Annotated in this window: 29 protein-coding genes; 16 read left to right on the top strand and 13 right to left on the bottom strand. The window is 45.5% G+C overall.

The annotated features are described in order from the left end of the window. Positions 1–54 precede the first annotated feature (54 nt). The 3 genes from QNM19_RS06125 (at position 55) to QNM19_RS06115 (ending at position 5,042) form a co-directional block, all read left to right on the top strand. A complete protein-coding gene (locus tag QNM19_RS06125; RefSeq protein WP_049864465.1) occupies positions 55–807 on the top strand; it encodes an electron transfer flavoprotein subunit beta/FixA family protein in 753 nt (250 codons plus the stop codon). Further along, positions 804–1,730, top strand: coding sequence for an electron transfer flavoprotein subunit alpha/FixB family protein (locus QNM19_RS06120; RefSeq protein ID WP_284026482.1), 927 nt, complete (start codon positions 804–806; stop codon positions 1,728–1,730). Before QNM19_RS06125 ends, QNM19_RS06120 begins: the two co-directional genes overlap by 4 nt. Positions 1,731–2,252: 522 nt before the next feature. After that, a complete protein-coding gene (locus tag QNM19_RS06115) occupies positions 2,253–5,042 on the top strand; it encodes a TonB-dependent receptor (protein ID WP_284026481.1) in 2,790 nt (929 codons plus the stop codon). Here the strand turns inward: QNM19_RS06115 and QNM19_RS06110 are convergent. Continuing rightward, positions 5,034–5,162: a hypothetical protein gene (locus QNM19_RS06110; protein ID WP_284026480.1), complete on the bottom strand. Its 129-nt coding sequence runs from the start codon at positions 5,160–5,162 to the stop codon at positions 5,034–5,036. The genes QNM19_RS06115 and QNM19_RS06110 overlap by 9 nt on opposite strands. On the opposite strand from QNM19_RS06110, the gene QNM19_RS06105 reads away from it, so the two are divergent. The 4 genes from QNM19_RS06105 to QNM19_RS06090 all read left to right on the top strand — a co-directional run bounded on the left by QNM19_RS06105 (position 5,149) and on the right by QNM19_RS06090 (position 8,594). Further along, positions 5,149–6,357 (top strand): metallophosphoesterase, encoded by a 1,209-nt coding sequence (locus QNM19_RS06105; RefSeq protein WP_156202506.1) that lies wholly within the window; start codon positions 5,149–5,151, stop codon positions 6,355–6,357. The two genes, QNM19_RS06110 and QNM19_RS06105, sit on opposite strands and share 14 nt — an antisense overlap. A 189-nt stretch (positions 6,358–6,546) precedes the next feature. Further along, positions 6,547–7,674 carry a PAS domain-containing protein gene (locus tag QNM19_RS06100; RefSeq protein WP_284026479.1) on the top strand — a complete coding sequence of 376 codons (1,128 nt, stop codon included), beginning with the start codon at positions 6,547–6,549 and terminating at the stop codon, positions 7,672–7,674. A 160-nt stretch (positions 7,675–7,834) separates the two neighbouring features. Next, positions 7,835–8,314: a hypothetical protein gene (locus QNM19_RS06095; protein WP_284026478.1), complete on the top strand. Its 480-nt coding sequence runs from the start codon at positions 7,835–7,837 to the stop codon at positions 8,312–8,314. Next, positions 8,307–8,594, top strand: coding sequence for a transcriptional regulator (locus tag QNM19_RS06090; protein ID WP_284026477.1), 288 nt, complete (start codon positions 8,307–8,309; stop codon positions 8,592–8,594). The genes QNM19_RS06095 and QNM19_RS06090 overlap by 8 nt, the downstream gene beginning before the upstream one ends. A 60-nt stretch (positions 8,595–8,654) precedes the next feature. Here the strand turns inward: QNM19_RS06090 and QNM19_RS06085 are convergent, their stop codons facing one another. The 4 genes from QNM19_RS06085 to QNM19_RS06070 all read right to left on the bottom strand — a co-directional run bounded on the left by QNM19_RS06085 (position 8,655) and on the right by QNM19_RS06070 (position 11,565). Continuing rightward, positions 8,655–9,239: a GNAT family N-acetyltransferase gene (locus tag QNM19_RS06085; RefSeq protein ID WP_049865311.1), complete on the bottom strand. Its 585-nt coding sequence runs from the start codon at positions 9,237–9,239 to the stop codon at positions 8,655–8,657. Then, the gene (locus QNM19_RS06080) at positions 9,229–9,525 is read right to left on the bottom strand and encodes a DUF6966 domain-containing protein (RefSeq protein WP_049865312.1); all 297 of its coding nucleotides are present in this window, start codon (positions 9,523–9,525) and stop codon (positions 9,229–9,231) included. The genes QNM19_RS06085 and QNM19_RS06080 overlap by 11 nt, the downstream gene beginning before the upstream one ends. A 122-nt stretch (positions 9,526–9,647) precedes the next feature. Next, on the bottom strand, positions 9,648–10,121 hold the full coding sequence (locus tag QNM19_RS06075; protein WP_049865313.1) for a peroxiredoxin: 474 nt from the start codon (positions 10,119–10,121) through the stop codon (positions 9,648–9,650). 157 nt (positions 10,122–10,278) lie between these two features. After that, positions 10,279–11,565 (bottom strand): hypothetical protein, encoded by a 1,287-nt coding sequence (locus QNM19_RS06070; protein WP_284026476.1) that lies wholly within the window; start codon positions 11,563–11,565, stop codon positions 10,279–10,281. A gap of 659 nt (positions 11,566–12,224) precedes the next feature. Between QNM19_RS06070 and QNM19_RS06065 the strand changes: the two genes are divergently transcribed. After that, the gene (locus QNM19_RS06065; protein ID WP_284026475.1) at positions 12,225–13,076 is read left to right on the top strand and encodes a GNAT family N-acetyltransferase; all 852 of its coding nucleotides are present in this window, start codon (positions 12,225–12,227) and stop codon (positions 13,074–13,076) included. A gap of 57 nt (positions 13,077–13,133) precedes the next feature. Here QNM19_RS06065 and QNM19_RS06060 read toward each other — a convergent pair whose 3' ends face one another. Continuing rightward, positions 13,134–13,976, bottom strand: a complete 843-nt coding sequence (locus QNM19_RS06060; RefSeq protein WP_417712156.1) for a CvfB family protein — start codon at positions 13,974–13,976, stop codon at positions 13,134–13,136. Next, positions 13,973–15,304: a DEAD/DEAH box helicase gene (locus QNM19_RS06055; RefSeq protein WP_049865316.1), complete on the bottom strand. Its 1,332-nt coding sequence runs from the start codon at positions 15,302–15,304 to the stop codon at positions 13,973–13,975. The genes QNM19_RS06060 and QNM19_RS06055 overlap by 4 nt, the downstream gene beginning before the upstream one ends. Before the next feature lie 237 nt (positions 15,305–15,541). Here QNM19_RS06055 and trhO point away from each other — a divergent pair, with 237 nt between their 5' ends. After that, positions 15,542–16,528: an oxygen-dependent tRNA uridine(34) hydroxylase TrhO gene (trhO, locus tag QNM19_RS06050; protein WP_049865317.1), complete on the top strand. Its 987-nt coding sequence runs from the start codon at positions 15,542–15,544 to the stop codon at positions 16,526–16,528. Between the two features lie 434 nt (positions 16,529–16,962). Here trhO and QNM19_RS06045 read toward each other — a convergent pair whose 3' ends face one another. Then, positions 16,963–17,832, bottom strand: coding sequence for a LysR family transcriptional regulator (locus tag QNM19_RS06045; protein ID WP_049865319.1), 870 nt, complete (start codon positions 17,830–17,832; stop codon positions 16,963–16,965). Between the two features lie 90 nt (positions 17,833–17,922). Between QNM19_RS06045 and QNM19_RS06040 the strand changes: the two genes are divergently transcribed. Next, on the top strand, positions 17,923–18,549 hold the full coding sequence (locus QNM19_RS06040; RefSeq protein WP_049865320.1) for a hypothetical protein: 627 nt from the start codon (positions 17,923–17,925) through the stop codon (positions 18,547–18,549). A gap of 1 nt (position 18,550) precedes the next feature. Here QNM19_RS06040 and QNM19_RS06035 read toward each other — a convergent pair whose 3' ends face one another. The 4 genes from QNM19_RS06035 to QNM19_RS06020 all read right to left on the bottom strand — a co-directional run bounded on the left by QNM19_RS06035 (position 18,551) and on the right by QNM19_RS06020 (position 22,159). Then, on the bottom strand, positions 18,551–19,591 hold the full coding sequence (locus QNM19_RS06035) for a tetratricopeptide repeat protein (protein ID WP_284026473.1): 1,041 nt from the start codon (positions 19,589–19,591) through the stop codon (positions 18,551–18,553). A 102-nt stretch (positions 19,592–19,693) separates the two neighbouring features. Next, entirely contained in the window at positions 19,694–20,089 is a 396-nt protein-coding gene (locus QNM19_RS06030) for a glutaredoxin family protein (protein ID WP_049865323.1), read from the bottom strand. Between the two features lie 119 nt (positions 20,090–20,208). Further along, complete coding sequence (locus QNM19_RS06025) at positions 20,209–21,516, bottom strand: oligosaccharide flippase family protein (RefSeq protein WP_284026472.1); 1,308 nt, start codon at positions 21,514–21,516, stop codon at positions 20,209–20,211. A 76-nt stretch (positions 21,517–21,592) separates the two neighbouring features. Then, positions 21,593–22,159, bottom strand: coding sequence for a TetR/AcrR family transcriptional regulator (locus tag QNM19_RS06020; protein ID WP_049865223.1), 567 nt, complete (start codon positions 22,157–22,159; stop codon positions 21,593–21,595). 136 nt (positions 22,160–22,295) lie between these two features. On the opposite strand from QNM19_RS06020, the gene QNM19_RS06015 reads away from it, so the two are divergent. The 4 genes from QNM19_RS06015 to QNM19_RS06000 all read left to right on the top strand — a co-directional run bounded on the left by QNM19_RS06015 (position 22,296) and on the right by QNM19_RS06000 (position 25,002). Then, the gene (locus QNM19_RS06015; protein ID WP_082225488.1) at positions 22,296–22,748 is read left to right on the top strand and encodes an HPP family protein; all 453 of its coding nucleotides are present in this window, start codon (positions 22,296–22,298) and stop codon (positions 22,746–22,748) included. A gap of 72 nt (positions 22,749–22,820) precedes the next feature. Continuing rightward, complete coding sequence (locus QNM19_RS06010) at positions 22,821–23,075, top strand: hypothetical protein (protein ID WP_049865225.1); 255 nt, start codon at positions 22,821–22,823, stop codon at positions 23,073–23,075. Next, entirely contained in the window at positions 23,075–23,386 is a 312-nt protein-coding gene (locus QNM19_RS06005; RefSeq protein WP_049865226.1) for a hypothetical protein, read from the top strand. Before QNM19_RS06010 ends, QNM19_RS06005 begins: the two co-directional genes overlap by 1 nt. Further along, the gene (locus QNM19_RS06000) at positions 23,383–25,002 is read left to right on the top strand and encodes a PepSY-associated TM helix domain-containing protein (RefSeq protein ID WP_049865227.1); all 1,620 of its coding nucleotides are present in this window, start codon (positions 23,383–23,385) and stop codon (positions 25,000–25,002) included. Before QNM19_RS06005 ends, QNM19_RS06000 begins: the two co-directional genes overlap by 4 nt. A 70-nt stretch (positions 25,003–25,072) precedes the next feature. Here QNM19_RS06000 and QNM19_RS05995 read toward each other — a convergent pair whose 3' ends face one another. Beyond that, a complete protein-coding gene (locus QNM19_RS05995; protein ID WP_049865228.1) occupies positions 25,073–25,594 on the bottom strand; it encodes a TetR/AcrR family transcriptional regulator in 522 nt (173 codons plus the stop codon). Positions 25,595–25,832: 238 nt separating this feature from the next. On the opposite strand from QNM19_RS05995, the gene QNM19_RS05990 reads away from it, so the two are divergent. After that, positions 25,833–26,033 carry a hypothetical protein gene (locus QNM19_RS05990; protein ID WP_049865229.1) on the top strand — a complete coding sequence of 67 codons (201 nt, stop codon included), beginning with the start codon at positions 25,833–25,835 and terminating at the stop codon, positions 26,031–26,033. A gap of 129 nt (positions 26,034–26,162) precedes the next feature. Then, the gene (gene purE, locus QNM19_RS05985; RefSeq protein ID WP_049865230.1) at positions 26,163–26,645 is read left to right on the top strand and encodes a 5-(carboxyamino)imidazole ribonucleotide mutase; all 483 of its coding nucleotides are present in this window, start codon (positions 26,163–26,165) and stop codon (positions 26,643–26,645) included.

Below are 26,645 nucleotides of genomic sequence, written 5' to 3'. Positions count from 1 at the left end.
TTGTTTTGTTGACGTGTACGTCAGCCCATAGAATAACCAGATGATGGAGTAACCATGAAAGTACTTGTGCCAATCAAACGCGTGATTGACTACAATGTCAAGGCAAGAGTCAAGGCCGACAACAGCGATGTTGATCTGACCAATGTAAAAATGGCAATGAACCCGTTCTGTGAGATCGCGGTAGAAGAAGCCATTCGCTTAAAAGAAGCCGGTAAAGCCAACGAAGTGATCGCTGTTTCAATCGGTGACAAAGCGTGTCAGGAACAGCTACGCACCGCGCTGGCTTTAGGTGCTGACAAAGCAATTCATATTGAAACGGATGCAAAACTTGAATCCCTTCATATAGCTAAACTTCTGGCAAAGCTGGTAGAGCAGGAAAGCCCTGAATTGGTTATTTTGGGTAAGCAGTCTATCGATTCTGACAACAATCAAACTGGTCAGATGTTAGCAGCATTAACGAAGCGTCCTCAGGGAACCTTTGCATCTAATGTTGAGATTGCAGATGGTAAAGCCATTGTGACCCGAGAAGTAGATGGTGGTCTGCAAACAGTGGCCTTGAACTTACCTGCGGTTGTAACCACAGATCTGCGTTTGAATGAGCCTCGTTATGCCTCATTGCCAAATATCATGAAAGCTAAACGTAAACCGCTGGATGTTATCGCAGCAGACACGCTGGGCGTTGACCTTGCGCCACGTATTGAACTTGTGCGGGTGGAAGAGCCTGCTAAACGTGAAGCGGGCATCATTGTTGAAAGCGTAGAAGAACTGGTCAATAAATTAAAAACTGAAGCTAAGGTGATCTCATGAGCGTACTAGTCATTGCTGAACACGAAAATGGTGTATTAAAGCCTGAAACGGCAAAAGTCGTTCATGCAGCTAGCCAGCTTGGCGCTGAAATTCATGTTCTGGTTGCGGGTAATAATGTGGGTCCTGTTGCAGAGGCTGCTGCACAAATTGCCGGTGTAACGGCGGTAAAGCTGGCTGACGACAGTGTGCTGGATCATCAACTGGCAGAAAGTACCGCTGATCTAGTGATTACGCTGGCTGAAGGTTATAGTCATATTCTGGCTGCGGCTTCAACCACAGGTAAAAACATCATGCCGCGCGTTGCTGCGTTACTGGACAAGTCACAACTTTCTGAGATTGTTGGCGTTGTTGATGCCGACACCTTTATGCGCCCGATCTACGCAGGTAATGCTATTGCGACAGTTAAGTCACTGGAAGCGCAGAAAATCATTACTGTTCGTGCCAGCGCATTTGATGCGGCTGGTGAGCAAGCACCTGTTGCTGTTGAGACACTGGCTACCTCGGTTGAAAATACCCAAAGTAGTTTTGTTGGTGTTGAACAAACAGAATCAGAGCGCCCTGAGCTGACGGCGGCCCCTGTGGTTATCTCCGGTGGTCGCGGCATGCAAAATGGTGAGAACTTCTCATTGCTAGATGGTATTGCCGACAAATTAGGCGCTGCTATTGGTGCATCTCGTGCGGCGGTTGACGCTGGATTCGTACCCAATGATATGCAGGTAGGTCAGACAGGTAAAATTGTTGCACCAGACTTGTATATTGCTGTTGGTATCAGCGGTGCAATTCAGCACCTGGCAGGCATGAAAGATTCGAAAGTCATCGTTGCCATCAATAAAGATGCAGAAGCACCTATCTTCCAGGTGGCTGATTACGGCCTGGTCGCCGATCTGTTCGATGTATTACCTCAGCTCGAACAAGCTTTGTAAAAATAAATTCTGGTTGTTAAAGCCGTGAGTACGATAGTGCCGCGGCTTTTTTCTCATTTACTGCTCACTAAACCTGATTGCCTTTTCACTCCACTCAATAGCCGCAAAAGAACTCAGTCCGCAGATTGCTCTCACTTTATTTTCTGAACCCATGCTATTTATGAAATCGCAATTATAAGGTGCTGCGCACTGCTTACCATCAGTCAGTTACTCTAATCAAAAGTAACAGTGATCATGTAGTTAGCGAACCATGGTTGCAGCATAGTGAATCACCGAACAATGTTCTTACTGGGTTAAAATAGCTCATGGAAGTGTTTAGGCGCGCAGAAGAATTCAGCTTTTTTCATAAATGGCAGCAGGTTTAAGCCTGAAGAGGGGACATTTTAGCTCAAAATGGCTTTAAACGGCCCTCATTGCAGTCGAATAGAGGCTGTACCCACAGGGATTGCAATAATTCGGTCATTGAGCCCGGTTAAGGTCTTCGCGGATTTTATAAACGACTCTTCCTGTGCGAGAAAAAATATGAAAAATAATCTACCTTCCGTGATTTCCAAGGCCTGTGCGGGCGTTGCTTTAGCACTTGGCGTGATGAGTGCACCAGCACTTGCTAATACGTTGCAAGGTGAACTGACGGATCAGCAAAACAAAGCCCGCTTTGAAGGGGCCAAAGTTATTATTAAGGAGCTGGGACGTGAAGTCAGCTCCGAGCGCAATGGTGAGTTCAGGTTCATCAATCTGCCAGCCGGAACCTACACGCTTGAAGTGCGCTATATTGGTGCGCAATCTGTCACTAAACAAGTGGTGATCAAAGACAATGAAGTGACCAAAACCCGGGTTCAGCTTAGCGCCTACCAGGGGGAAATGGATAACATAATCGTTAAAGGGCAACGCGCCGGGCAAGCAGGCGCATTGAACCGGCAAAAAAATGCGGATGGTATCAAGTCCATCGTCAGTGCAGACAGCATCGGACAGTTACCAGATCAGAACGCGGCCGAGGCATTGCAACGTCTGCCGGGTTTGTTCATCGACCGAGATCAGGGTGAAGGCCGTTTTGTTGGGATCCGGGGAATTGATCCTAATCTCAACAATGTGACTATCAATGGCGCAGCTGTACCTTCTCCTGAAGGGGGTGTGCGCAGTGTAGCAATGGACGTGCTGCCAAGTGAAATTATTCAGAGCCTCGAGGTGAGCAAAACAGTCACCCCAGATATGGATGCCAATGCGATTGGTGGCAGTATCGAAGTGAAAAGCCTGAGTGCATTTGACCGTGAAGGGGAAAGCTACAGTTTTAATGTTCAGGGCGCTTACAATGAACAGGTTGAAAAAAGCAGCCCCAAACTGTCCGTTAGCTACAGCGATATTTATGACATTAGCAGCCAGACTCAGCTGGGCGTAGCGACGGCGGTATCCTGGTTTGAACGCAAATTTGGCTCACATAATATGGAAACCGATGGCGGCTGGATGGAGCTGGAAATGGAAGATGCCAATTCCGGCGAGGAAGTGGCTTTTTTTGGTGCAGAGGAAATTGAACAGCGTCACTATACCATCACCCGAGAGCGCCTGGGGGCTGCCCTGAATTTGGATTTGCATCAGGGATTGTTCAATAAGTACTATCTGAGAACCATGTACAGCGAATTCTCAGACGACGAGTTCCGTCTGCGCAATGAATACAAGTTCGATAAAGGCAATTATTTAAGCGGGCAATCAGGCGATACGATGGCGTACTTTAGCGGTGCTGAAATGGACCGGGACAGCAAAGATCGCTACGAGGAACAAAGCATTTTGTCTGTGGTCGCGGGTGGTGAGCATCTGATCAAAGACTGGTTTGTAGAATACAGTCTGGTTTACTCAAAATCAGATGAGCAAGAGCCTGATCGACTGGATATAGCGTTTGCCGGGGAAGATTTGACTCTGGGCTATGCCAGTCTGGGAGACACCCCGATTTTGTCTCGGAGTGAGGCCGCACATCAATTAAGCCGTTTTGAACTCGACGAAATTGTTCACGAAAATAATCTGAGCGAAGATGAAGCAACCAGCTTTAAATTAGATCTGACTAAAGATCTGGTTATCGCTGGACATAATGCAGAGCTTAAGTTTGGCGCTAAGTATCGCGACCGTGAAAAGCTGAACTCAGTCAACGCTGTGGTATACGACGGCGGATTTGATGATGTGACGGCAGAGCAGTTTAAAACGGGTGCACCAGAGTATGACCTGGGCGACTTTGGTCCGGGTTTATCCGAATCCGGATTGCAGGCCTACTTTGCGCAAAATCAGGCTGCATTTGAGCGAAACGATCAGGAAACCGATATCGAGTCAAAGGGCCGCAGCTATCGCTCAGATGAAACCGTCAGTGCGTTGTATGCCATGGTCAACATTGATTTTGGTAAACTAAACCTGATCACGGGTGTACGTTACGAGGATACTGACTACACCACGCGGGGTTATCAGGTTTCACTGGAAAAAGATAAATTAGCGGACACCGAGCAAGTCAATATCACCCCCTGGGAAGTTGAGAAATCCTACGACCATTTGCTACCAAATCTGACTCTGCGCTACGAGCTGGACGATGATCTGATTTCACGCTTTGCTTATACCCAAACCATTGCGCGTCCGGGATTTGAAGAGGCTGCAGCCTATCAGCTACTCGAAAGTGAAACAGACGAAGACGATGGTCAGGTGGTGACAGAGCGAGAAGGTGAAGTTGGCAATCCAAACTTGGACCCGTATGAGTCTCAGAACCTGGATTTGTCCATTGAATACTACACAGGCAGTATAGGCGTTATGTCTGCTGGTTTATTCCACAAGCAAATCGATAACTTTATCACTGAGCAGGAAGTGCAGGATCAGGTACAGTGGGCGGGCTATAAAAAGGTCATGCAATTCGTAAATGGTGGCGAGGCAGACTTAACAGGTATTGAACTGGCTTACAGCAAAAACTTCAAAAATGGCCTGATGTTTTCAGCTAATACCACCTTAATTGACGCAGATGACAAACTGACTCGTCAGTCGGATACCGTGGCAAACCTGATGGTTGGATACGAAGATGACACCATAAGTGCGCGTCTGAGTGGTAACTACAAAAGTAAGGCCTACCTGAGCACCGAGAATGATGCACGTGTGTATCAGGATGACCACATGCAGTTAGATTTGAGCGTTAAATACTACTTCAATGAGCAAATGCAGATGTACTTTAACGCCGTCAATCTGACGGATGAACCACTCTACATTTATCACGGTGAGCAAAGATACAACTTTCAGTATGAGCAATATGGTCGTTCATTCGAATTAGGCTTTACCTACACTTCATTCTAATCCTTGTTGGAGCGTGCCGGGCTGACCCGGCACATTTAAAATTATGACTTTAAAACGCATTGCATTTTCCTGCATCAGCGCTTCTTTATTAATATCGAGCCCTGTGATGTCGGCCAACATTTCTTTCCTGGCGTTTGGTGATGGGGGTTATCACCCTGATTATCCGAAAGTAAAACATATTCAGAAGCCTAAAAATAAGGCGCAATTTATCGCGGCTGAAAAAGCGGATTGGCTCGAAGATCATCGCCCGATGAGTGAGTTCAATCATGCCCCCGTTTATGTTTACCCTGACACAGACATTGCCACCGAGCAGACGGGGGCGCTGGCAACGGGTAAGGCCATGGCAACATTGTGTCAGCTAAAACGGTGTGATTTTGCCATTCAACTGGGCGACAATATTTACCCTGATGGCGCCGGCGCAAATGATGGGAAAGATGATCAACAACGCATGAACGATCTGATCCTAAAACCATTGCAGCCGTTATTTACGCAGCAACCAGAGTTAGTTGTGTATTCTGCTCTGGGCAACCACGACTGGAAAACGTCACGTAAAGGGGTCAAGCTACAAACTGAATGGATGGCAAGTCAACCAAACTTTACTATGTCTGAGCAAGGTTACTACAGCTACACCATAGGTGAGCCGGGTAATGATGTCGAACTGTTTGTACTCGATACCAATATGCTGCTTTCGGGCCAACACTACTACGAGATCCCGTTACGCCCGGATGGCAGCGAACAGGGGTTGGCAAGTGCTCTGGCTGCCGGACAGGCAGAAGTAGAAGATATTGAGCGTCATGAAGAGCCGGTTAATGGAGAAGATCACCGGCAATTAGCTTGGCTGGCCAATGGCCTTAAAAACTCCAAAGCAAAGTGGAAACTGGTGTACGGGCATCATATATTATGGTCGATAGGTGGCACTAAATATGATGAAGGCCATGTGTTGAGACGGCTGATTTTACCCGAGTTATGCCAATATGCAGATGCGTACATCGCCGGTCACGAACATGATCTAGAGCTATTAACGGATGATTGTAGTCGCGTTATGCCCGGTAATTCTAAACCTAAACTACCCCTGATAATCAGCGGGGCCGCTGCAAAAATGCGTGGCACCCATACACCGTTTGCGCAGCAACAGGAAAAGCGCTATCCGGAATATGACCTGGTGTGGTCTAAAAGCTTTATTTGGGGGTTTGCACACATTGAACTGGATAATGACCAGGATAAGCTGAATGTGTCTTTTTATACCACACCCCATGATCAAAGCGGTAAGCTCGAGGCCGAGCAGGTATTCAGTTTTGCAAAACGCAGTGACTGATGACAACTGGGGTGGCTTTGCGACTTGACAGGCGTGTTACCCCAGAAAAATTACTTTGACGCAGATCAAAAAAATCATGGTATTCGGTAAATTGCACTATAGTTAAACTCACACAATATGACGCGTATACCGCTTGCTGTCATGAGTCGGGCAGAGCGTTGTTATGGTCGAATATGAGTTGAGTTGCCAATGAATACCAATGATCCCTCGATGGAAGAAACCTTGTTTTTTGGTCAGTTGCTTGAGAATTCTTCTCCAATTGAACTACTCAAGCAAATATTGATGCGCTCACAGCATGCCATAGTTGTCACGGATGCGGATCGTAACCACGGATATCGGATTGTTTATGCAAACCGGGTGTTTTGCCGTCATACAGGCTATGAGCTGGCAGAACTGATAGGCCAGTCAACGGCCATTTTACAAGGGCCAAAAAGTAATCGCAGAGTCCTGGCCAGATTGAGCCCGGCACTGGAGGAAAACGGCTATTTCTATGGGTCTTCGGTCAACTACCGAAAAGACGGCTCAATGTATCCGGTGGAATGGAATATCTCGGCAATAACCAATGAGGCAGGAGAGGTCACTCATTATATTTCGTTGCAAAAAGACCTGACAAACATGCGCCGCCTGGTCAGGCAAATACGCGAATCAACCGATGTTTTTAAACAGTTTTATCAGGATTCAGCGCGTCAGGGCAATCGCTTTGGCGATGCTTCGGATTCTGTGCTAAGGGCGCTAAAAAGAAGTGCTAAGTTGTTAAACGGCAGACTGCACTTGAAGGACAATGTCGAGCTATTTCAGGAAGCTTTTCCTTATCAGGAACCTGATGAGAACAGTTTTGATGAGTTGTTTTTTGATCTGGATGAACAATCGGATGTGAGCACTGATCAGCGCCTGAATAAACAGGCTATGAGCGCAGATGATTTCTGGGCGGACAGCCCCATTGAGGAAGATGATGTGGAGTCTATTGTTGGGGCACTCAATGAGCTGGAATCAGAAACGGGTCTTATAGAACTCAATGGATACTCTGAAGCAAGGTTTAAAAATGTGGCGCGATTATATAAAGAGCTGGCAAACACACTGTACTTTTGCATTGAGTTTAATGATGGTGCTTTGATGATTGATGAGGTCGCAGAGCGTTTGGACAGTCACGCAACGGACCCGTCTTTTCCCATTGAATTTTTGCTGATGTTTAACAAGGACATCAGTAGCTGGCTGAATGAGGTGTTTATAGAGCGCAAAACGGATAATGTATTTGCCGGGGAGAGTAATGCCATTATGGCGGGTGAGCAGCTGTTATCCCTCATCGGCGGTCAATAATTCTTCATTCAGGTAATAAAATCCTATCCAACTATTGATCTTTACCTTCCTACGTACCGCACTGTGAATTTGAATAAAGCAGTGTAATATTTATTCACTTGCCAACGTGGAAAGTCGCTGCTAGCATTTAGTTTCCATGTTGGAAAGTAAAGGAGTGACTATGAATAAAGAAAATAAGGTAGGGGTAGAATCAGCTGAAGCTCTGTTGGCGATGTCTGCCGAAGGCAAAAGGTTTGCCCTGTTGAAATTCAGGCCACCTGTTTGGCTCAACGGGTTAATAAGTGTGTTAGCTGCACTTGCAACTGCGGCGAGTGCCCAGGCAAGTCAGAGTAGTATGTGGACTTTCGTAACTTTCGTGTCTGTAGGTACATTAATTGTACTGGTAATGAGTTGGTCTTTTTATCTTAAAGGCCTCGGCATAAAAGCAAAAAGCATGATTTCTAAGTCTCAAGCCGGAGTCCATAATATTGCACTGGCTTTTACGAGTGCACTTATCGTGTTACTGGGCCACTATTTTACTCAGCAGGGGTACTGGCATTTTGCTTACGTCGCCGGGATTGTGATCGGCATGCTGAGTTTTGCAGTATTGCATAAGCTTCCCACGGGGGAGTGGATATCGCAGGATAAAGGCAATGACTGAATCTTGTTTTGATCCACTGATCCATGCACATAACCGTTTACAGATCTGCGCATTACTCGAAAACATAGCGGAAATGGAGTTTTCTTTAGTAAAGACACAGCTGGAGGTCAGCGATTCGGTTTTATCTAAGCACGTAAAAGCCCTTGAGCAGGCTGGCTATCTCAGAGTCAACAAAAGGACCAGCTTTGCTCGTCAGCGCACCTGGCTTTCTTTGACTGTACAGGGAGAGGCCGCTTACAGAGGGCATGTTGCCGCATTACGGAAGATTGTTGGCCTCTGAGGTTGTTTGAAATAAGATGAGCTCGCAGTTATTAAAAGGACGGGTCGTTTCTGTAACTAGCTACAGGGTTAACTGCATGGTGGTTGACCCTGAAAAGCCGAGTAACCAGTTCAGATATGGAAAGTAGTCTGTTTTAACTGCAACAAAACCTTTTGCTTCATACAATTTTTTCGCTCTGGGGTTACTGTTGATCACATCCAGGCGGATTGATGAATAGTGATGTGCCTGTGCATAACTGATAATGCTGTCCAGTAACTGAGTGCCGATGCCTCTGCTGCGATGTGACTCGTTAATCGCGATGCCGTCCATCACTAACTCTCGTGATTGTGGCTTGCGCTCGTATAAACTAAGAATAGCGCAAGCACGCAGTCCCCCAAGAATGCCAAGATGACGGAATAATCCGTTAAATTCGATGCCCGCTGTGAGCGCACCATTTTGGTCACTAAAGCCTGCGACTCCGACTGGCTGGCCATTATTGAAAGCAACAAAGGAATATTCTGGCATAAAACAATGTTCGAGCAAGTCGAGCCGTTTTGCTTTGTCGGGGATTGCACGGGCAAGTTTAGCACCAAACGCATTGTCGTAAATTTGCGCAATGGTTTGACTGTGTATGATATCCCAACCGTGCTCAATGTTAATCTGCATTAGGTAAGCCTGTAGAGTCTGGACTTTGATGATTACGCTGCCAGACTTGTGATTGAAGCGGACTGAAATGCGCATCAAACCTCGATAGCTCAGTGAGCACATGTTCATTAAAAGAGCACATACCTCCATAAGCCTGAAGTATTTTGATAGGAGCGCTTAGTTCGCATCGATTGAGCTGGGTTTTGACTGGCTCGTACCAGACTAGCCAGTTGCCATTCCTATCTTCTTTTGAAATTCTAATAAGGTCGTCAAGCACAGTCATCAATGATTCACTGAGTTGTGACATGAAGTTACCTGCCTGGCTTTTTGTATTAGCTTATTGTGTTTTAATACGGTAGGAAAGTAAAAAGTATAACCGGTGAAATACAGAGGGAGTGCCGACACTCCCTCAGGACATGTTATTGTAAATTACAATTTTTCAAGGATCACTTCTGCTTTACTAACTTCAAAGGTTTTTGGTGCTTCAACCAGAAGCTCTGTCACTACACCATTGTCGATTATCATGGCATAGCGCTGTGAGCGGATCCCACCAAACCCTTCAGTATCCATTTCCAGCCCCAATGCTTTAGTAAAGCTGGCATCGCCGTCACCGAGCATCATAATTTCGCTTGCATTATGCGCTTCTCCCCAGGCTTTCATTACAAACGCATCATTTACAGATACACACGCTATGATATCGACACCTTTGGCTTTGATTTTGTCGGCCAGAGCGACGTAACCAGGCAAGTGAGCTGCAGAGCAGGTTGGTGTAAATGCGCCAGGTAATGCAAACAAGACAACTTTTTTATCTGCAAACAGCACGTCGCTGTGATGCGTGACCATGCCATCTGCAGTCAATTCACTTAATGTCGTCTTTGGTAAGGCTTGCCCTTGTTCAATCATGATTTTCCTCATCGGATATTACTAAGATTAAGCTTATTTTAGACTTAAAATCGCAGCTTAAACACAGATAAAATGCAGGGTTAATACATGTTTTTGCAATTATTTTGGCTTCATAGTGATAACCTGAACGACTCAGGTTATCACTGATTTTGGGGCGTTATTTGCTTGAGCCATGTATAGAGTTAAAAATATGGCTAACGCCAGCGTTTTTGGTCGGGCCTGAATAAGCGTGGCAATCAAAGCAGTTTGTCGCGGGTGTCAAGTTATGTGGACCCGTATAGATCACTTCATTGAACTTGCGTCCTTGTTGTGCGTTGGTTTCCATGGTGGTGTTGGCTAGCTGAATGGAGCCGCGCTGATTGTCGCGGTTGCTTGAGGGCTGTGTGACATCGTTCAACCAGAGCCCACCCACCAGTTCATACTTTGCGAGCACACGCAGTGAATTGTAGGTAGGCATGCGCTTAAACACTTTATTCAGTTGCTCATTGAGGGAGATGATATTCGCTCTGTTATGTTCGGCCTGGTTGTCGCCCTGAGCTGTACCTTGCGCATAAACCTGGCAGACTTCAGTGGGCGTGCCCGTCAGTGGTGAATCACCTTTCTTGTCAGGATCTAAGGTTTTGTTGAATTCACAGTTAGCATCCGGCGTAGGCAATGAGGCGGTACATTGCTCGCTGGCAAAGCTCCAGTCTGAGATGGGCTGGTTGGCCTTTTGGCAATCTGGCGCATTGTATTTGTGCTCAAAGGTAGCCCAGATAAATTCAGGGTGTTCTGGGGTGCTAATTACTAAGTGAAAGCCTACCATGCCATATAATTCATCAGCATCCAGCTCTCCATTGTTATTGGTATCTGATCTTACCCAGACATAATTAGGTCTGTCTTTTTCGCTGATCTTGCGCCAGGAGGTTTTAATCTCGGTTGTACCGGCTGGCAGTGTTGATGAGCCCTGAGCGACATCACACATACCACTATCAAACCGGGTTTCGTACAATACGATGTTGCCATTTTGGTCGTACAAGACGGCATTGTTTAACGCCTGGTTCATTTCGTGGGGCGCTTTAAAGTCTTCGTCTGTGGTTTGGGGGTCCTTACCACCTCTGACAAATAATTTAGATTGCAATGTATTAGGCGCACAGGAATCCTGGCCACCACCGAGGAATATGCGATAGCGCTCCTCATTTAAAAAGGTACGCTCATTGCCATCTGGCGCATTCACCAAGGAAATAAACCATTGCCAGGAGAATTGATAAAACTGACACAAGTTTTGCCCGCCACCCGGAATTTCACTGGGTGGATTATTAGGATTAGTGACCCAGTTCATATTGGCTGGGCAAAACAGGGGGTCCTGACTGGAAGCTGTATTTCCAGAGCCTGTAGGCTCGGTGGAGCAGGCCAGCAATGTTGTAATAGCAGCTGTGATCAGGGAAAGCTTAAGGGGGTGCATAACAATTCCTTTCAATATCGAGACGGTCCTTTCTACTGTAGAGCAATGGCAAGAAGTTACCATTACTGGGTATTACACTGATCTGTTCATTTCGAGTCTTGTATGTGTGATCCGGGCTATGCACTGAAACATTTTGGTGTGCGAAACACATTGAACGTTGTTTAACCAAATGGTGTTATAGTGACAATTGAGCGTGCTTCGGTATCTTCAGTCTTAAGTGTTTAATTGGTACAGGAGATCAATATAAATCAAATATGAGGTGTAAGCCTGATGAACAGATACTGGCAGTGCGCTGGAAATGCGGCTTTAACCGTGCCTTGTATGGCACTCGGGCTGTCTTATATTACTGAGTTGAGTTTACTTTTCTGTGCCATATGCCTGTGTTTGTTCATAATTCTAAGCCAAATAATTCATTTGCCTGAAGAGCTCCCTGGTGGGCCGGACAACCCGGATGGTAATGAATTACATCCTAAATGGGTGGTCCTGGTGGCAGCTCTTTTATCACTCTTTTTAGTTTCACTGGGCTGCCTTTATCCCGGTTTGTGGCATTACGTTGCGTTCATTAACTAGCGCTAGTCGGACTTTATTTTCCCACCCATAGGTTTATAGTGCTGGTACACTGTTATGTCAGCCATCGCTGTACACAAGGAGCTAGCGCTATGAATAAAGAGTATACAATTCGTACTATGACCCGTGATGAGGTGAATTTAGCAATCGACTGGGCGGCACAAGAAGGCTGGAACCCGGGGCTTGAAGATGCACATTGTTACTATCAGGCTGATCCTCAGGGGTTTCTCATTGGGCTGCTGAATGATGAGCCGGTCGCTGTGATTTCTGCCGTAAAATATGGCAGTTCGTTTGGCTTTATCGGGTTTTATATAGTCAAACCTGAATACCGGGGCAAGGGGCTTGGTTTGAAAATCTGGGAGGCGGCCATAGCCAGACTGGAAGGATGTAATATTGGTCTGGATGGTGTGGTTGAGCAGCAAGAAAATTACAAAAAATCTGGCTTTGTGTTGGCGCATGCCAATCGCCGCTACCAGGGCATGAGTCATATGTTGGCAGCTCAAGGATCAGAGTACCTCGTAGATCTTAGTTCCTTGTCTATCGAAACCATAGAGCACTTTCTAATGCCATTTTTTCCTGTGCAAAGAGCTGAATTTTGGCGTGCCTGGTTGGCCCAGAAAAACGCATCGTCAGTTGGTGTGGTGGTAGACGGCGTGCTTCATGGAATAGGGGTGATCAGGCAATGCCGGGAGGGCTATAAAATAGGCCCATTATTTACCAAAGAACAGGCGCAGGCCAACGCGATAATTGGGGCTTTGTGTTCAAAGGTTGCACAGGGGAAGCCTGTTTTCCTGGATGTGCCAGCGTGTAATGCAGAGGCTGTTAACCTTGCTGAAAAGTGCAATATGATACCGGTATTTGACACTGCGCGTATGTATACGCAAACGATCCCTGATATTGAAATTAAAAGAACATTTGGTGTAACGTCCTTTGAGATAGGGTAAATACATCAAAAATGGCGCACTAGATGGCGCCATTTTTGCTGAAAGTTAAAAGCGAGATTACTTTTTTGATTTAGTCAAAGAGATAGATGTCGCTTCTATTTGGATTTTTTCCTGTTTGAACAGGCCACCGATGGCTTTTTTAAAGTTGGCTTTGCTGGTGGAGAAAGTTTTCTTAATCAGCTCTGGGTCTGATTTGTCACCAAGTGGCAAGAACCCATTATTATCTTCGAGTTTTTTAAGGATCTGGTCGCCCAGCTCTGAGATTTTATCCATGCCCGGTTTTTCGAGTAAGATGTCAATCTTATCATCTTCCTGAACTTGTTTGACATAACCCGTCATGCGCTGACCTATATACATACGCTTAAATACGGTATTGAAAAATACCATGCCAAAGTGTTGTTCATTAACAATGACTTTATAGCCAAGGTCGGTTTTCGCGGCGACAATTAAGTCAACTTGCTCAAATTTTTTGTACTGCGCAGGCGTTTTATTTAAAAATTTCCCAAGGTTACTTGAAGCACACAGACGTTTACTGGCGTTATCCAGATAGAGTTTTACCAGGTAGCTGTATCCTTCGCGCATTTTAGGTTTTTGCTCGTTGTATGGCGCTAATACATCTTTACTGATCCCAAGATCTAAGAAGGCACCTACTTTATTAATCTGCTTGGCACGCAGCAGGGCGAACTCGCCCAGTTGCGCAAGCGGCTTTTGTGTGGTGGCACAGGGGTGGCCCTGATTATCACTGAACACAAATACTTCAACGTTGTCACCCGCTTCGAGGTGGTCCGGTAGCTCTTTGAGAGGCAAGAAAACATCGCCCTGTTCTTTGCCGTCCAGGTATGCGCCTTCGGCACAGATCTCTTCGATCATTAAAAACTGTGTAGTACCTAGCATCTTTATTCCTCGGTTGGCTTCTTAGGCTTTCTTCTTAGTGGTGCGTGTCCATCGACATCAAACGGTGCCGGGATCGCCTTTTTCGGTTGTTGTGGTTTGCGCTTAAGGACGCGCTTTGCCTTAGCTTTGGTGTCCGCTGGTTTACGCTTGGTATTCTGTTTAGGCTTAGTTACTTTTGGCTTAAAGCCTTTAAACTTGGCTTCTAACCCTTCGACAGACTGAAACTGGACTGTCTCTTTGAGATAAGCAGCAATGGCTTCGTAACTTTTCCAATCTTTAGGGCCTACAAAGGAAATCGCGTCTCCCTTGAAACCAGCACGCCCGGTACGACCAATTCGGTGAACGTATTCTTCTGCCTGCTTGGGTAAATCAAAGTTGATGACGTGTGATACATTTAGCAGATCCAGGCCTCGCGATGCCACGTCTGTGGTAACCAGCACTTTAAATAAGCCACGGCTAAATGCATCCATAATATCCAGACGCTTGCTCTGTGCCAGGTCGCCTGCGAGCGCAACGGCCTTTATTCCCAGTTCATTAAGCATGTCGCTGAAGCGATTAGTATCTTGTCGAGTCGCAGTAAAAATAATGCACTGTTTTACATCGCTTTGTTGTACAAAATGTTTAAGCAGTGCTTCTTTATGATCCAGGTGATCAGCAAAGTACATTGCCTGGCGAATATCGTCATGCTTTTCGTTACTGCCACTGAGCAGGATACGTTTTGGCGATTTAAGTAAATCTCTTGATGTGATCTCGACCTGAGCATGCTCAAGCGTTGCAGAGAATAACAAAGTCTGACGCAGGCGGTGATCAGCCGCATTGTTAATTGTAGAAAGCTGTTTTTCAAAGCCTAAGTCAAGCATCCGATCGGCTTCATCAAAGATCAACAATTCAAGGCCGTGAAGCTGCAAACTGCGTTGCTCGATATGATCGGTTATACGACCAGGCGTACCAATAACAAAGTGTGGGTCTTTGCGAAGCGCTTTTACCTGGTCGTTAAAGTTCTCACCACCGAGTACTTTTGTACAAGACATGGCGGTACCTGCAATTAACAAACGGCATTGGTTGAATACCTGTGTGGCCAGCTCTCGGGTTGGAGCAACGATAAGCACACGTGGGTCTCGTTTACTGAGCGCCTTTTGTTTCATCACACGTTGCACGGCAGGAAGTAAAAATGCCAGAGTTTTTCCGGAGCCCGTTTTTGACTGAGCAAAGGTGTCATGCCCGGCAAGGGCTGTAGGGATGGCCTGAGCCTGGATCTCGGTCGGGGTTGTGATCCCCTGGTGTTCTAATTGTTTTTCAAAGCGCAGGTCAAGACCCAGTTCGGAAAATCTCAAGGTACTTTTCTCCAGTAATTATTTTCTAAAACGCAGCATTATAACAAACTAACTTCCACTACCACCATAACTTTGCAGTGCTTTGTGTGAGTTCTTTGGTCACTAGGGATAAACGGTTTTGCAATTATCCTTAAAATCCGTAAAATATCGCGCCTGGCGCCGGATTTGCGATCCGGTTAAGTGCTTACACGTCGTGCTTAAGTGTAGGCTGTTATAAAGCTTATTAAAGAGAAAGTTATGAATAACCATTTTGTTGTATGTGCGCTATACAAGTTTGTTTCTTTGCCAAATTATCAGGCGATCCGTCAGCCTTTGCTGGATGTTATGGAAGCCAATGAAGTGCGTGGTACTTTGTTACTGGCAGAAGAGGGGATCAACGGTACGGTTGCTGCAAAACGTGAAGGTATTGATGCCTTACTGGCGTGGCTTGATAAACAACCAGGCCTGGACAACATCGTTTTTAAAGAATCATACGACGAGACGTGCCCATTTTATCGCACTAAAGTTAAGCTGAAAAAAGAAATCGTGACAATGGGTGTTCAGGGCATCGATCCTAAAGAAGTGGTTGGTACCTATGTTAAGCCACAAGACTGGAACGCCTTGATTTCTGATCCTGACGTTGTTTTGGTTGATACGCGGAATGATTATGAGATTGAAATCGGTACGTTCAAAAATGCCATCGACCCGAATACAAAAACGTTTCGCGAGTTCCCAGAGTGGGCCGAGAAGAATCTGGACCCAGCTAAGCATAAAAAAGTAGCGATGTTCTGTACTGGTGGCATACGCTGCGAAAAGTCTACTGCCTATATGAAGGAGCAGGGATTTGAGGAAGTTTACCACCTTGAGGGCGGTATTCTTAAATATCTGGAAGACGTGCCCAAAGAAGAAACGATGTGGGAAGGCGAGTGCTTTGTATTTGATAACCGCGTTGCCGTTGATCATGATTTGAACAAGGGCTCATATGACCAGTGCCACGCGTGTCGTATGCCGATCACCGCAGAAGAAATGCAGCGTCCGGAATATATGGAAGGTGTATCCTGCCATCACTGTCATGATAATGTGACCGAAGAGCAAAAAGCCCGTTTTGCAGAGCGTCAAAGACAAATGGAACTGGCAAAGCAGCGTGGTGAGGGCCATATCGGTCATGAAGCGCAGGAAACTTTACGTGCCCGTAAAGAGCAAAAACAAGCGAAGAAAGACGCACAACGCGCTAAATCAGCTTAAAACTGTGTATTAAGATCATAAAAGCCAGCACATTGCTGGCTTTTTTAGTTTATAAATCAAGTGCATTTGATTTGTGTCTGGCTAGGCAAACTAAACCCTGGCAATTATTTAAGCAGGTCACTACAGTCTGTGTGGGCTTCGCGAGAATAACAAAACTCTGAAGCACATGTGACGCCATCTGTGTGACAGTTTGCAGAACCGCCGCCTATCTGAGGTGTCATTATAGGATTAAGTGACTGAGCTGACTTGGAAAGTTGTTTGATTTTCTGTGCTTTTAATTTCATTTCTAAATTTCCTTTTTTTATTTACAAAGCTCAATGACAGTAATAGCATAGTTGCACTGTTAAAGTAATAAATATATAAAAATCAGTTGCTTATAACATATCAATTAGAATATGAATATCTGAACAGGGGGAGATGCGTACTGCTATTCATCAACTAAATGGTTTAACCTCTTCAGCCAGTGCTTTTATCCAGGCAGGCGCATGTTGCCGGTAAATCAAACACACCTGTTCAGTATCGTTGTTTAGATTTGAAGCCACTTCAAGTTGAATGAGCTGCCAGGCCTCAATCATGTAATCAGGTAAATAAGCAACGGCCAGGCCGTACTTGACCAGTTCACACAGCGCTGCGTAATCGTTAACAATCCATTTTGCTTCTCTTTTTAGACTGCTGTTTGACCAGCCATCACAACTTAACCCACGTAATTCACCACAGAATGGAGACGTATTTGGTACAGCGAATGGGTAGTTCACAAGCTCTGCTGAGGTCACTGAGCGTTTGCCGGCTAATGGGTGGGTTTTACCAACCGCTAAGTTTAACGTTAGCTCTCCAATTGTGACCATTTCGAGGTCCTCATTCAAATGGGGCTGGATCAGTTGAGTTGTCAGTGCTATGTCAACCACGCCTTTTTTAACTTTTTCGAGTGCAGTCAGTTCGAAGTCGGTTTCATATTCTATTTGGATATCGCGAGCCGTAGCACCGATAATGCCTATCCAGCGATATTGGAGGATAGCCGGCGCGGAGATTCGGCAATTAAAAACAGGGCTGGTGGGGGTCAACATGGCTTTTACGTTATTTTTGATGTCTAAAATCTTAATCGCCTCAGGTAACAGGCGTTTACCATTTTCGTTAAGGACCAATTGCTTTCCGACTCGGTCGAATAGCAATATACCCAGTGAAGACTCTAATTTTTTCAATGATTTGGATAATGCGCCTGGTGTAGTGTGTAGGTTGGTCGCTGCACTCTGAAGCGTCTTTGCATTCGCAATCTCGACAAATCGAATTAGTTCTAATATTTCCATTTTGGAATCATAATTTAAAATTTGGTAACGATGTGGAACTAAATATACCCTAAACTTGCCAGGAACTTGATAAAAATAGAGGACCTTTCTTTGTTTAAGTGGTTATTGGTATTGTTTACGCCAATTGTTTTCGCTCATCAGCACAATAGCTTTGGTGTGCATGGACTGGCATTGGTAAACGTTGAACACAAAATTATCGCTTCTCATTTGCCACTTCCGAGGGGGATGCATGCTCGACAACTCATCTTTGAAGTGCAAGCCCAAGAGCAGCAACAAAAATCTTTGATGCAGTTAATTAACTCAAACTCATTAGTGACGTTTGCGCCTGGAGCCTTCGAACTTGACAAGTTACGCAGTGGGGATTTGGTTCGGGTGAACGGTCATGTTTATCAAGGGCATTTTGAACGAGGTGGTATTCAGGCGCTAACTGGGGTAACACTCAAAGTAACAAAGATATTGCTCGATGAGCCTGTGGCATTGGTTGACAACGGCCAGTACTACATCATACCACTCAAGATGAATGATTGTTTGCTGGTGCATAAAATCGGCCATTTACCTAGCTTCGATCAGCTTATTCAAGCGAGATGTCGTGACCATGCAACTTTACCGCGTTTGCTGGATAGCAAGACCGGTAAACCTTTGGATAAAACTACCCCCTTGAATTTAGAATTTGTTCGTTCCTTATACCTGGAAACACAGGACTTTATTGAACGTTAAGCTACGACTCCTTAGCAATACAAAAAGAGCGCCCCTGTAACCAGGCTGGTGTTGTTTTTGTAAAGCGGGCAGGGGGCTCGCCTGGCGTGACTACAACCTGCACTTTGGGGGCCAGATGCCGCTGGATCAGCTGCTGCAACTTGACGCTCTCAAGTTGCTCAAAAGCTGAAATCAGGTTGTCTTTCGTGTTTTGCGGGAGTGTCACGCCTAGGTTTGCATCATTCGCGCTTATTAGCCACAGTAACAGCGCTTTTTTGGTCGCATCTGGATAAGCATCTATCAAGGTTGAAATCGGGCTGATAAGACGCTGGAAATTCAGCGTATGCCCCTGAATTGCAAACACCAGTAGCAGGTTTGTGCCCGCTGTAATATTGCCCGAGCGCTTGTCACTAGACTGATAACCAACCAGGGCTTCTCGGAAGTAAACTTCTGCCATGTCGACTTTGCCTTCGTCTAGTGCCAATGTGCCCAGGTTATTGTTGACGTTTGCCAGTGCACGTTCATGATGGAGCCTGAGTGCGATGCTTTTTGCAGATTTGTAGGATCGTCTCGCAAGCTGGTAGTTATTCATATGCCTGGATAAAACGGCAAGATTGATCAGTAGCGCCATTCTTTTTTTTTCAGTCACATCAAGTGCCAGCGCGCAGGTATATAGAGATTTGGCCTCTGCCAGATAGCCGAGGCGTCTTAGCGCGATGCCCATTGCACTGAGTATACTCGGAAGGCGATCTTTAAAGTCAGTGTGTTGCTGTAACTTAATAAGGGCAGCCAGCTCTGCTTCTATGTCGCTTAAATTATTTGTGGCTATAGCAGAACGTACCTTGATTAAATGCCAGCGGATCTGCTGTGCGGGCGTGAGGTTGTCTATTGAATTAATTTGTCTGAGCAGCTGATAAGAATGTGAAGGTTCAACAATAATATAGTCTTCGGCTTCTCTCAGGATATCCGCGGAGGATCGTTGGCCAGATTGTGTTTGAGGTGTGGCTGAAGCAGCTAAGCCATATAGTATACTGATGAATAGTAGTAACAACTTATAGTGCAACGCATACTCCAGAAAAGTGAGTGAACGACGAAACACTTTTTAAGATAGCGCAATAAAGGAAAGGCGTCTACGTATTAGGTATACGCCTTGAAAAGGTCTGCATCAGAGAAAAGCGTGTTCTCGTAGCGTTTTCTCCACCACACTCAGGTTTGTACCAGTAATGACTTTGTTACCAATAATGATCTGTGGGATGTCAGCGCGTTTAAGGCTGTCAAACAGAAAGTTGATCTTTTGATCATTGGATTCTATGTCTCTGCTCAGGTAATCAATATTATGCTTTTTAAAGTAATCTTGGACCTGTTTACAGTATTGGCACCAGTGCGTGGTGTATAAAATCACACGCTTGTTAGTTCCCTCGTAATGGGCAGATGTATCTTGCGTGATTATATTCGGATGATGAAGCAGTTTTAGATAGCCATATTTGAGCATGACGCCCAGGCTTAAACCCAGTAATAACATCAGAATAAACACCGCACTTCGTTTAGCTCGTTGCTCCATAATTTTCCTTATTATTGTTTTTATTTGATCCAGTCTGCAAACTAGCAGGCACGTTAAAGTTACAAAAGGGTACAGATTGTGTCAATTATTTTAATAAATAATCGACGACAGTCGATAAATTAACGATGACCTGACTGAGTTGATTGAATAGTCGCACTGGAATAAGATCGTTTTCTGCATATTATGAATGTACTCCAGGTGAGTAATGACGCTACACAGAGCGCAATGCAGGTTGCAATTGCGGCACCAGTAATACCATGTATGGGAATAAGCAGCCAATTTAGCACTGCATCCGTAACAAGTGTTAACAGGCCAATGATGACCACGTACTTCCCTCTACCTGTGTATTGCAGCCAGGTAGAAACAAATGCTGTGACCGCCCAAAAGCATGACCCCAAAATCAGGTATTTGAGTGCGTCATGGGCGGAAAAGAAATCTTTCCCAAATAGTTGTAATAGATGTGCGCCTGAGATCAATAGTCCAACTGTCAGTATTAAAATGATGACAAGCATAACCCTCTGCCCTTGCCATAGCACGCGCTCGGCGTACTCTTCGCCTCTCTCTAACGCTTGCCCAAGTAAAGGTACAAAAAGTGCAATCACACTGACTTGTGCAACAGGGATCATATGTGAGGTTGTAACAGCTCCAGCATAGTGTCCAACTTCATGCTCCAGCGCCAATAGTTCAAGCATATATAAATCCAGCTGGGAGATAGCAATTGTCACTAACATAGCCAGCATCATCGGAATAGAGGTTGCCAAAAGCTGCGACTGGTTGCGAACCGGTATGACAGGGGACAAAGTAAGGAGGTTTTTTCTGTAGAGAATGAAAAGTTGTGATGTCGTGATGATTGCTAAGATTGCGATACCAGCAATGATCACTTGCCAAAGGTGCACCTGGTCCAATGAAGAGGCTAATAGCAAGATTGCCAGCGTTTTCCCAACAGGTAGCACGATGCGCCATGGCAGATTAGCGTATATCAATAATTTTGCACTTTGTAACACCCGGCTCAACATCGCACCCACCGCGATAAGGGGAATTGCTGCCGAGATCCAAAGCAGCGCATGATGTTCATCTGGCGACCAACTCCCTAAATGGAGGTAGCCACTCAGATAAGCGAGTGAAAAGAGCACAAACGAAATACCGGCTGCAATTTTGCAGAAGAAAATGACGAATCCACCGACTTCACTCGTTGCTTTGTTGGCCAGTGGCTTGGCCAAAAATTTAGGCGCGACGCGATCGCCACCAAGCAGGGCCAATACGCCGCAGATAGTGGCATAGGCATAAGCTACTTTATAATCACCATATTCGTGTGCGCTTAGTGTACGACTCAGGCTCAGGTTAAAGGCATAATCAGCCAAAAAGCCGATGATAACGGATGCACAGAGTGTCAGAGCACCCTGTTTCAGATATTTGTCTTGCTGCACGATTTAGGCCACTAGTGAATTTGATTGGACTTTTGTAATTATAGTGTACCGAGTTACCTGGTTAAATTTCACGACATTACACCTGAAAAGGCGCTTGTGTATCGTATGCCAGAGCAATATCTATGCAGCGTAGCGCAGCTTGCTTATCGCCTTGTACAAACGCAGATACCGTAGCACCTTCTTTGAGTAAACACAGTGCATCGACGAGCCGGTCGTTGGGTTGGGGCAGGTTATCCGTGATGAGCTGTCTGACAGCTACTTTATGACTGGCACAGCGGTCCTGAATTTGCCGGTCCAGCGTCACTGACTCACTGGCTGTATTAATAAAAAAGCAACCCCGGAATCCGCCAAGTTCTGTGACACTATCATTGAACCAGTCATGAAGCGCGTAGAATAGGCGTTTAACCAGCTCTTCATTGCTTTGGGCATCAGCCAGTTTTGCTTCGAGCCATCGCAAATATTTCTGATCTCGAAGTGTTAAAGCAGCAAGGATTAGATCGTCTTTTGAACTGAAGTGATGATAGAGAGTTTTTTTAGCAACTCCGCTATATGCAATGATCTCATTGATCCCAACAGCGCCTGTGCCTTTTTGATAAAATAACTCTAATGCACTGTTTAGTAATAACGCTCGCTTGTCTGACATATCTTGCCTCCTTACGTTTGAGCTTATCTTGACATGAGTAGACAGATTTGTCTACATTGGCTGTAGAACAATCTGTCTACTTAAAGGAGGGTGTGTGTCTAACTGGACAGTTTCTCTATCAGCAGGGTTGGGCTCTATGATGGCCATCACCGTACTCGCGCTGCTTGGGCCTAACGAGCAAGAATATTGGCTATTGATGGCTGCTTTTGGAGCATCTTGTGTGTTAATTTTTGCTGTGCCCGATAGCCCGCTTGCTAAACCACGTAATGTGATTGTTGGTCATTGCCTGACTGCTTTGGTCGGTGTTGTGTTTATTGCTTTTTTACCTGTTAATGCGATTACGCTTGGACTGGCAACGGGCCTGGCTGTATCGCTCATGGTGTTAACTAAAACACTGCATCCGCCAGCCGGCGCAAATCCACTGTTTATTATGCTAAGCGCTCAGAGCTGGACATTCTTGTTATTTCCTGTTTTAACCGGCGCAGTTTGCTTGGTCATACTGGGCCGAAGTTACCATTCATTATGCGCGCGTTGGCCTAAATTGACGTTCAAAAAACGAAGCGCGAATAGCAAATTTACAGTAAGGTAAATAATAGTGATTATCAATGCTGTTTGTGTATAATGGACAGGGTAGTCTTCACGTTATGACAGGGAGTGAAAAGTGCTTACTTTTATACTGGTCTTTGCGCTCATCGCAGGGTCCGCAGTAATTTATCTCAGCAACAAGAACCAGCGCTGGCGGAAAAAACACATAAACAGTCGCTGGCGTATCCTGGCTTACTTCTTATTCATAGTCGCATTGTTTGGCTTTTATAGCGGTATGAGTTTACCTGTTAGCCTGTTTATCTGCTTAATGGTGATTATGTTATCGCATATGTTTATTCCGTTTTTGGTTTTGATGGTGAGAGATAAATAATGAAAAACTATACGCCAATACAACCTGACTGGTTAAGTAAAACGCTGGCCGGCGTTATTGGAGGCGGGCTATTAAGCTTCTCTATGGTCGGGCTGTTCGCCTGGTTTGGTCCGTCGGGGCTGACGTCTTCCATTAGTGGCACGGAATTATTGTGGCGGACTCAGTTTAACATGTGGCTGAGTGTACCTATTTGGTTGCTGGCTCTGAGTTTTACTTATATGTTTAGAAGTGGTGCTCAGGCTTGGTTATACCTGCTTTCCGTCAGTGCTGCGTGCTTTGCCGTATTAGCGATTTTAAGGGGGGTGTCATGAAGGTAAGAGCTGATATTCTGAGAACTTACCAGAGTTTGCACACCTGGACGGGGATCACCTCCAGTTTATTGCTGTTTATCGGTTTCTTTGCAGGCGCTTTGGTGATGTTTGCGCCTGAGATTGACCGTTGGGCGACGCCAACAAAACATCAGATGAGTTCAATTGAACCTGAGCGCTACGATGTACTACTGGATACCGTTTTACAAACCCATCCTAAAGCCAGCGACAGTGTCAGTCTGCATTTTAATGAAGCACTATCGCCGGTAAGCTGGTATGAACAGGGGTCGACACGGGGACTGAGGCTGGATGATATTCGCTGGCATGCAACCTTGGATGAAAATAACCAGCTGGTTACTGAACTGGTTCCCGTCAATGCTTTATCTGCGTTACTGGATATGCTACACCGAACTGCAGGGATCGGAGGAGAAATTGGTCATACACAGGCTGGCGTCTTCGTACTAGGCATTGCTGCCGGTTTGTATTTCCTGGCTTTGGTGTCGGGCGTGATCTTTCTGTTACCCACATTAGTAAAACGATTCCTTGCTGTTCGCAACCAGGGAGAGAGAAAACGGTTCTGGCTGGATGGACATAATTTGTTGGGTATTGCCAGTTTGCCATTTCATGTTGTGATTGCATTTACGGTGTTCGTATTTGCTTTCCATGATCTGCTATATGGTGGGCTTGCTCAGTTGTATGGTGATAAACCTCTTTTCCCTCGCAATCCACCTTCACAGATTGAACGCAATATTGCCGATTTACCTAAGGTGAGCGAGTTGGTTGCAGCGGCCCAATCTCATGCTCCAGGCTATCAGGTCGTTCAGATAAAACTCAACAATCTCAATAAGCCAACTGCTTTTGCGACCATTGATGTCGTTAATGACGCTGAAGTGGCTAGAGGGGCGCTACACGACTTTATCTTTATAAACCCTTATACACTTGAGGTGGTGTCTTCCAGCGTTGCAAATCCAGAACAAACGATCTGGGCGAGGATTGTATCAAGTTTCTTCAGTTTGCACTTTGGTAGTTATGGTGGTGACCTTGTTCGCTGGGCGTATTTTTTCATGGGAATGGCGGGTGCCTGTTTGTTCTATTCGGGTAACATTCTCTGGTTAGAAAAAAGGCGACAAAAGGGCACCGTGCAGCGGCGTTCTTATCGTGTTATGGGCGCACTGACCGTAGGTGTAAGCCTTGGAGCAATGATTGGTATCGCAGCCGTATTTGCTAGCAACAAATGGCTGACATTCACACCGGTCAATATTAATCAGGCCTATATGTTTGTTTACTATGCGTGTTTTGCATGTGTGCTGATAAGTGCCTTCGTTTATGGTCCCGCCAGAACAGCGATTTACGGATTGAAAGTGCTGGCACTATTGTGTGCTTTGATACCCATAACCTCTGTACTGGCTGCCACGGCGCCTGCATTAGACCTGTGGACGCCGGATAGTCTGGGCACTTTGATGGTGGAGTGTGTTGCATTCTTGTTTGGATGTTTATTTTGGTTTATGTCTGCATACGTTGAACGTAGGGCGGCAGATAATGAGCCTGGTAGTATTTGGTATTTACCAAAAAGGAACGCGAATACGTCTGAATCTGAACTGGCTGTCAAACACAGCTAAGTGATAAAGGCAGGGCATGGTTTGCTCTGCCTTTACTTACCCCATTAGTAGAACACATCATACATATCTTTTAGTAAAGCAAGGTCAGCTTATTAGTAAGAAGTCGCAGCATACTGTCTTTACAGGAGGCGGGATCGGACAAGCCCTGGATCAGGGTCATAAAGTAACAGTCCATCATCACGGTTGCTTTTATTTCGTCGTACTCTTGCTCTGCAAAAAGGAGCGCTTTAAAGGCCGATATTTGATCGGCAAAGTAGGCTTGATGCCAAAGCAAATCGTTCAGTAGTGCCTGACTGAATTCACGGTGTTGCAAATAAAAAGTGAATAGGTGGCTGGCATAGTGGCGTAACTTTAGCCGGGCAGAATGATGTTGATCTGTACTGATGGCATTTTCGATAACTGCATCGATACGCTGGTGCATTGCTGTTTTGAGAATGTCCACTTTACTTGGGAAATGGCTAAAAACAGTTCCCACTGCGATACCCGCTGCTTTGGCTATCTGACGGGTAGAGGTCTCCTGGTAGCCATGTGCAATAAACAATTGCCAGCTTTCGTCCAGGATTAGCTGTTTTGTTTTTTCGCTTTTCTTCATTGCGGTTTAGTATCATGTTTTTCATCATCATACCATGATAAACGACCACCCAAATATAAACAACAACCGTTTAATCAGTATCTTAGCAGACTTTCTAGTAACTAAGAAGGTAATCACTTTGATGCGATAGAGCAGATCATTTTTGTGTATTGGTAATGTATACAGGCCACTTTATATTGACAATTGAGCGTGCTCATTTAAAAATGTGAGCGCGCTCAATAATTATGAAGGAGGTTATATGTTGCAGCGAATGATTGGTTATGTTTTGTTTATTCCTTTTATTCTGTTTTACAGTTATGTCCTTGGCCCGGTGCTTAAAGCCGTATTGGTCCCAGGCGGATTAGCGTTACTCTTTTTGATTTTAGGCCCTGACGCATTTTTCTACCATTGGCGCGAAGCGCAAGTTGGTCAATCCGAGATTGGAGTACAGGAGGGTTAATCTGGCGAATCTACTTAGTATGGAAATGTCGATTCGCTTTGCCGCGCCACTTGGGTATAATACGCCTGAAGTTGGCGCATACCCCAAAAAACTGCGCCTAAATCGTTCAATTTAAACTGAGGAATAATTATGACCGTTGGCATCATTATGGGCTCCAAGTCCGATTGGCCTACAATGCAACATGCAGCAGATATGCTGGATAAGTTCGGTATTGAATACGAAACAAAAGTTGTTTCTGCGCACCGTACACCGCAGTTGTTAGCTGACTACGCTTCCTCAGCGGCAGAGCGGGGCATCAAAGTTATTATTGCAGGCGCCGGCGGAGCTGCACATTTACCTGGAATGGCTGCTGCATTTACCAGTTTGCCCGTGTTAGGTGTGCCTGTGAAATCGAAAACGCTGAATGGTGTTGATTCATTATTGTCTATCTGCCAAATGCCAAAAGGTGTCGCTGTCGGCACACTGGCAATTGGTGACGCTGGAGCAGCAAACGCAGGGCTGCTCGCGGCTCAAATACTGGGTTGTCAACAGCCAGAGATTTTCGACAAGGTCGAGGCGTTCCGAAAGGCGCAAACTGAAACCATTCTGGCTAACCCTAACCCAGCAGAGTAG

It is taken from the genome of Pseudoalteromonas ardens, assembly GCF_030125445.1.
In the GTDB taxonomy this organism is placed as follows: Bacteria; Pseudomonadota; Gammaproteobacteria; order Enterobacterales; family Alteromonadaceae; genus Pseudoalteromonas; species Pseudoalteromonas ardens.
This window is presented reverse-complemented; position numbering and strand designations above follow the sequence as displayed.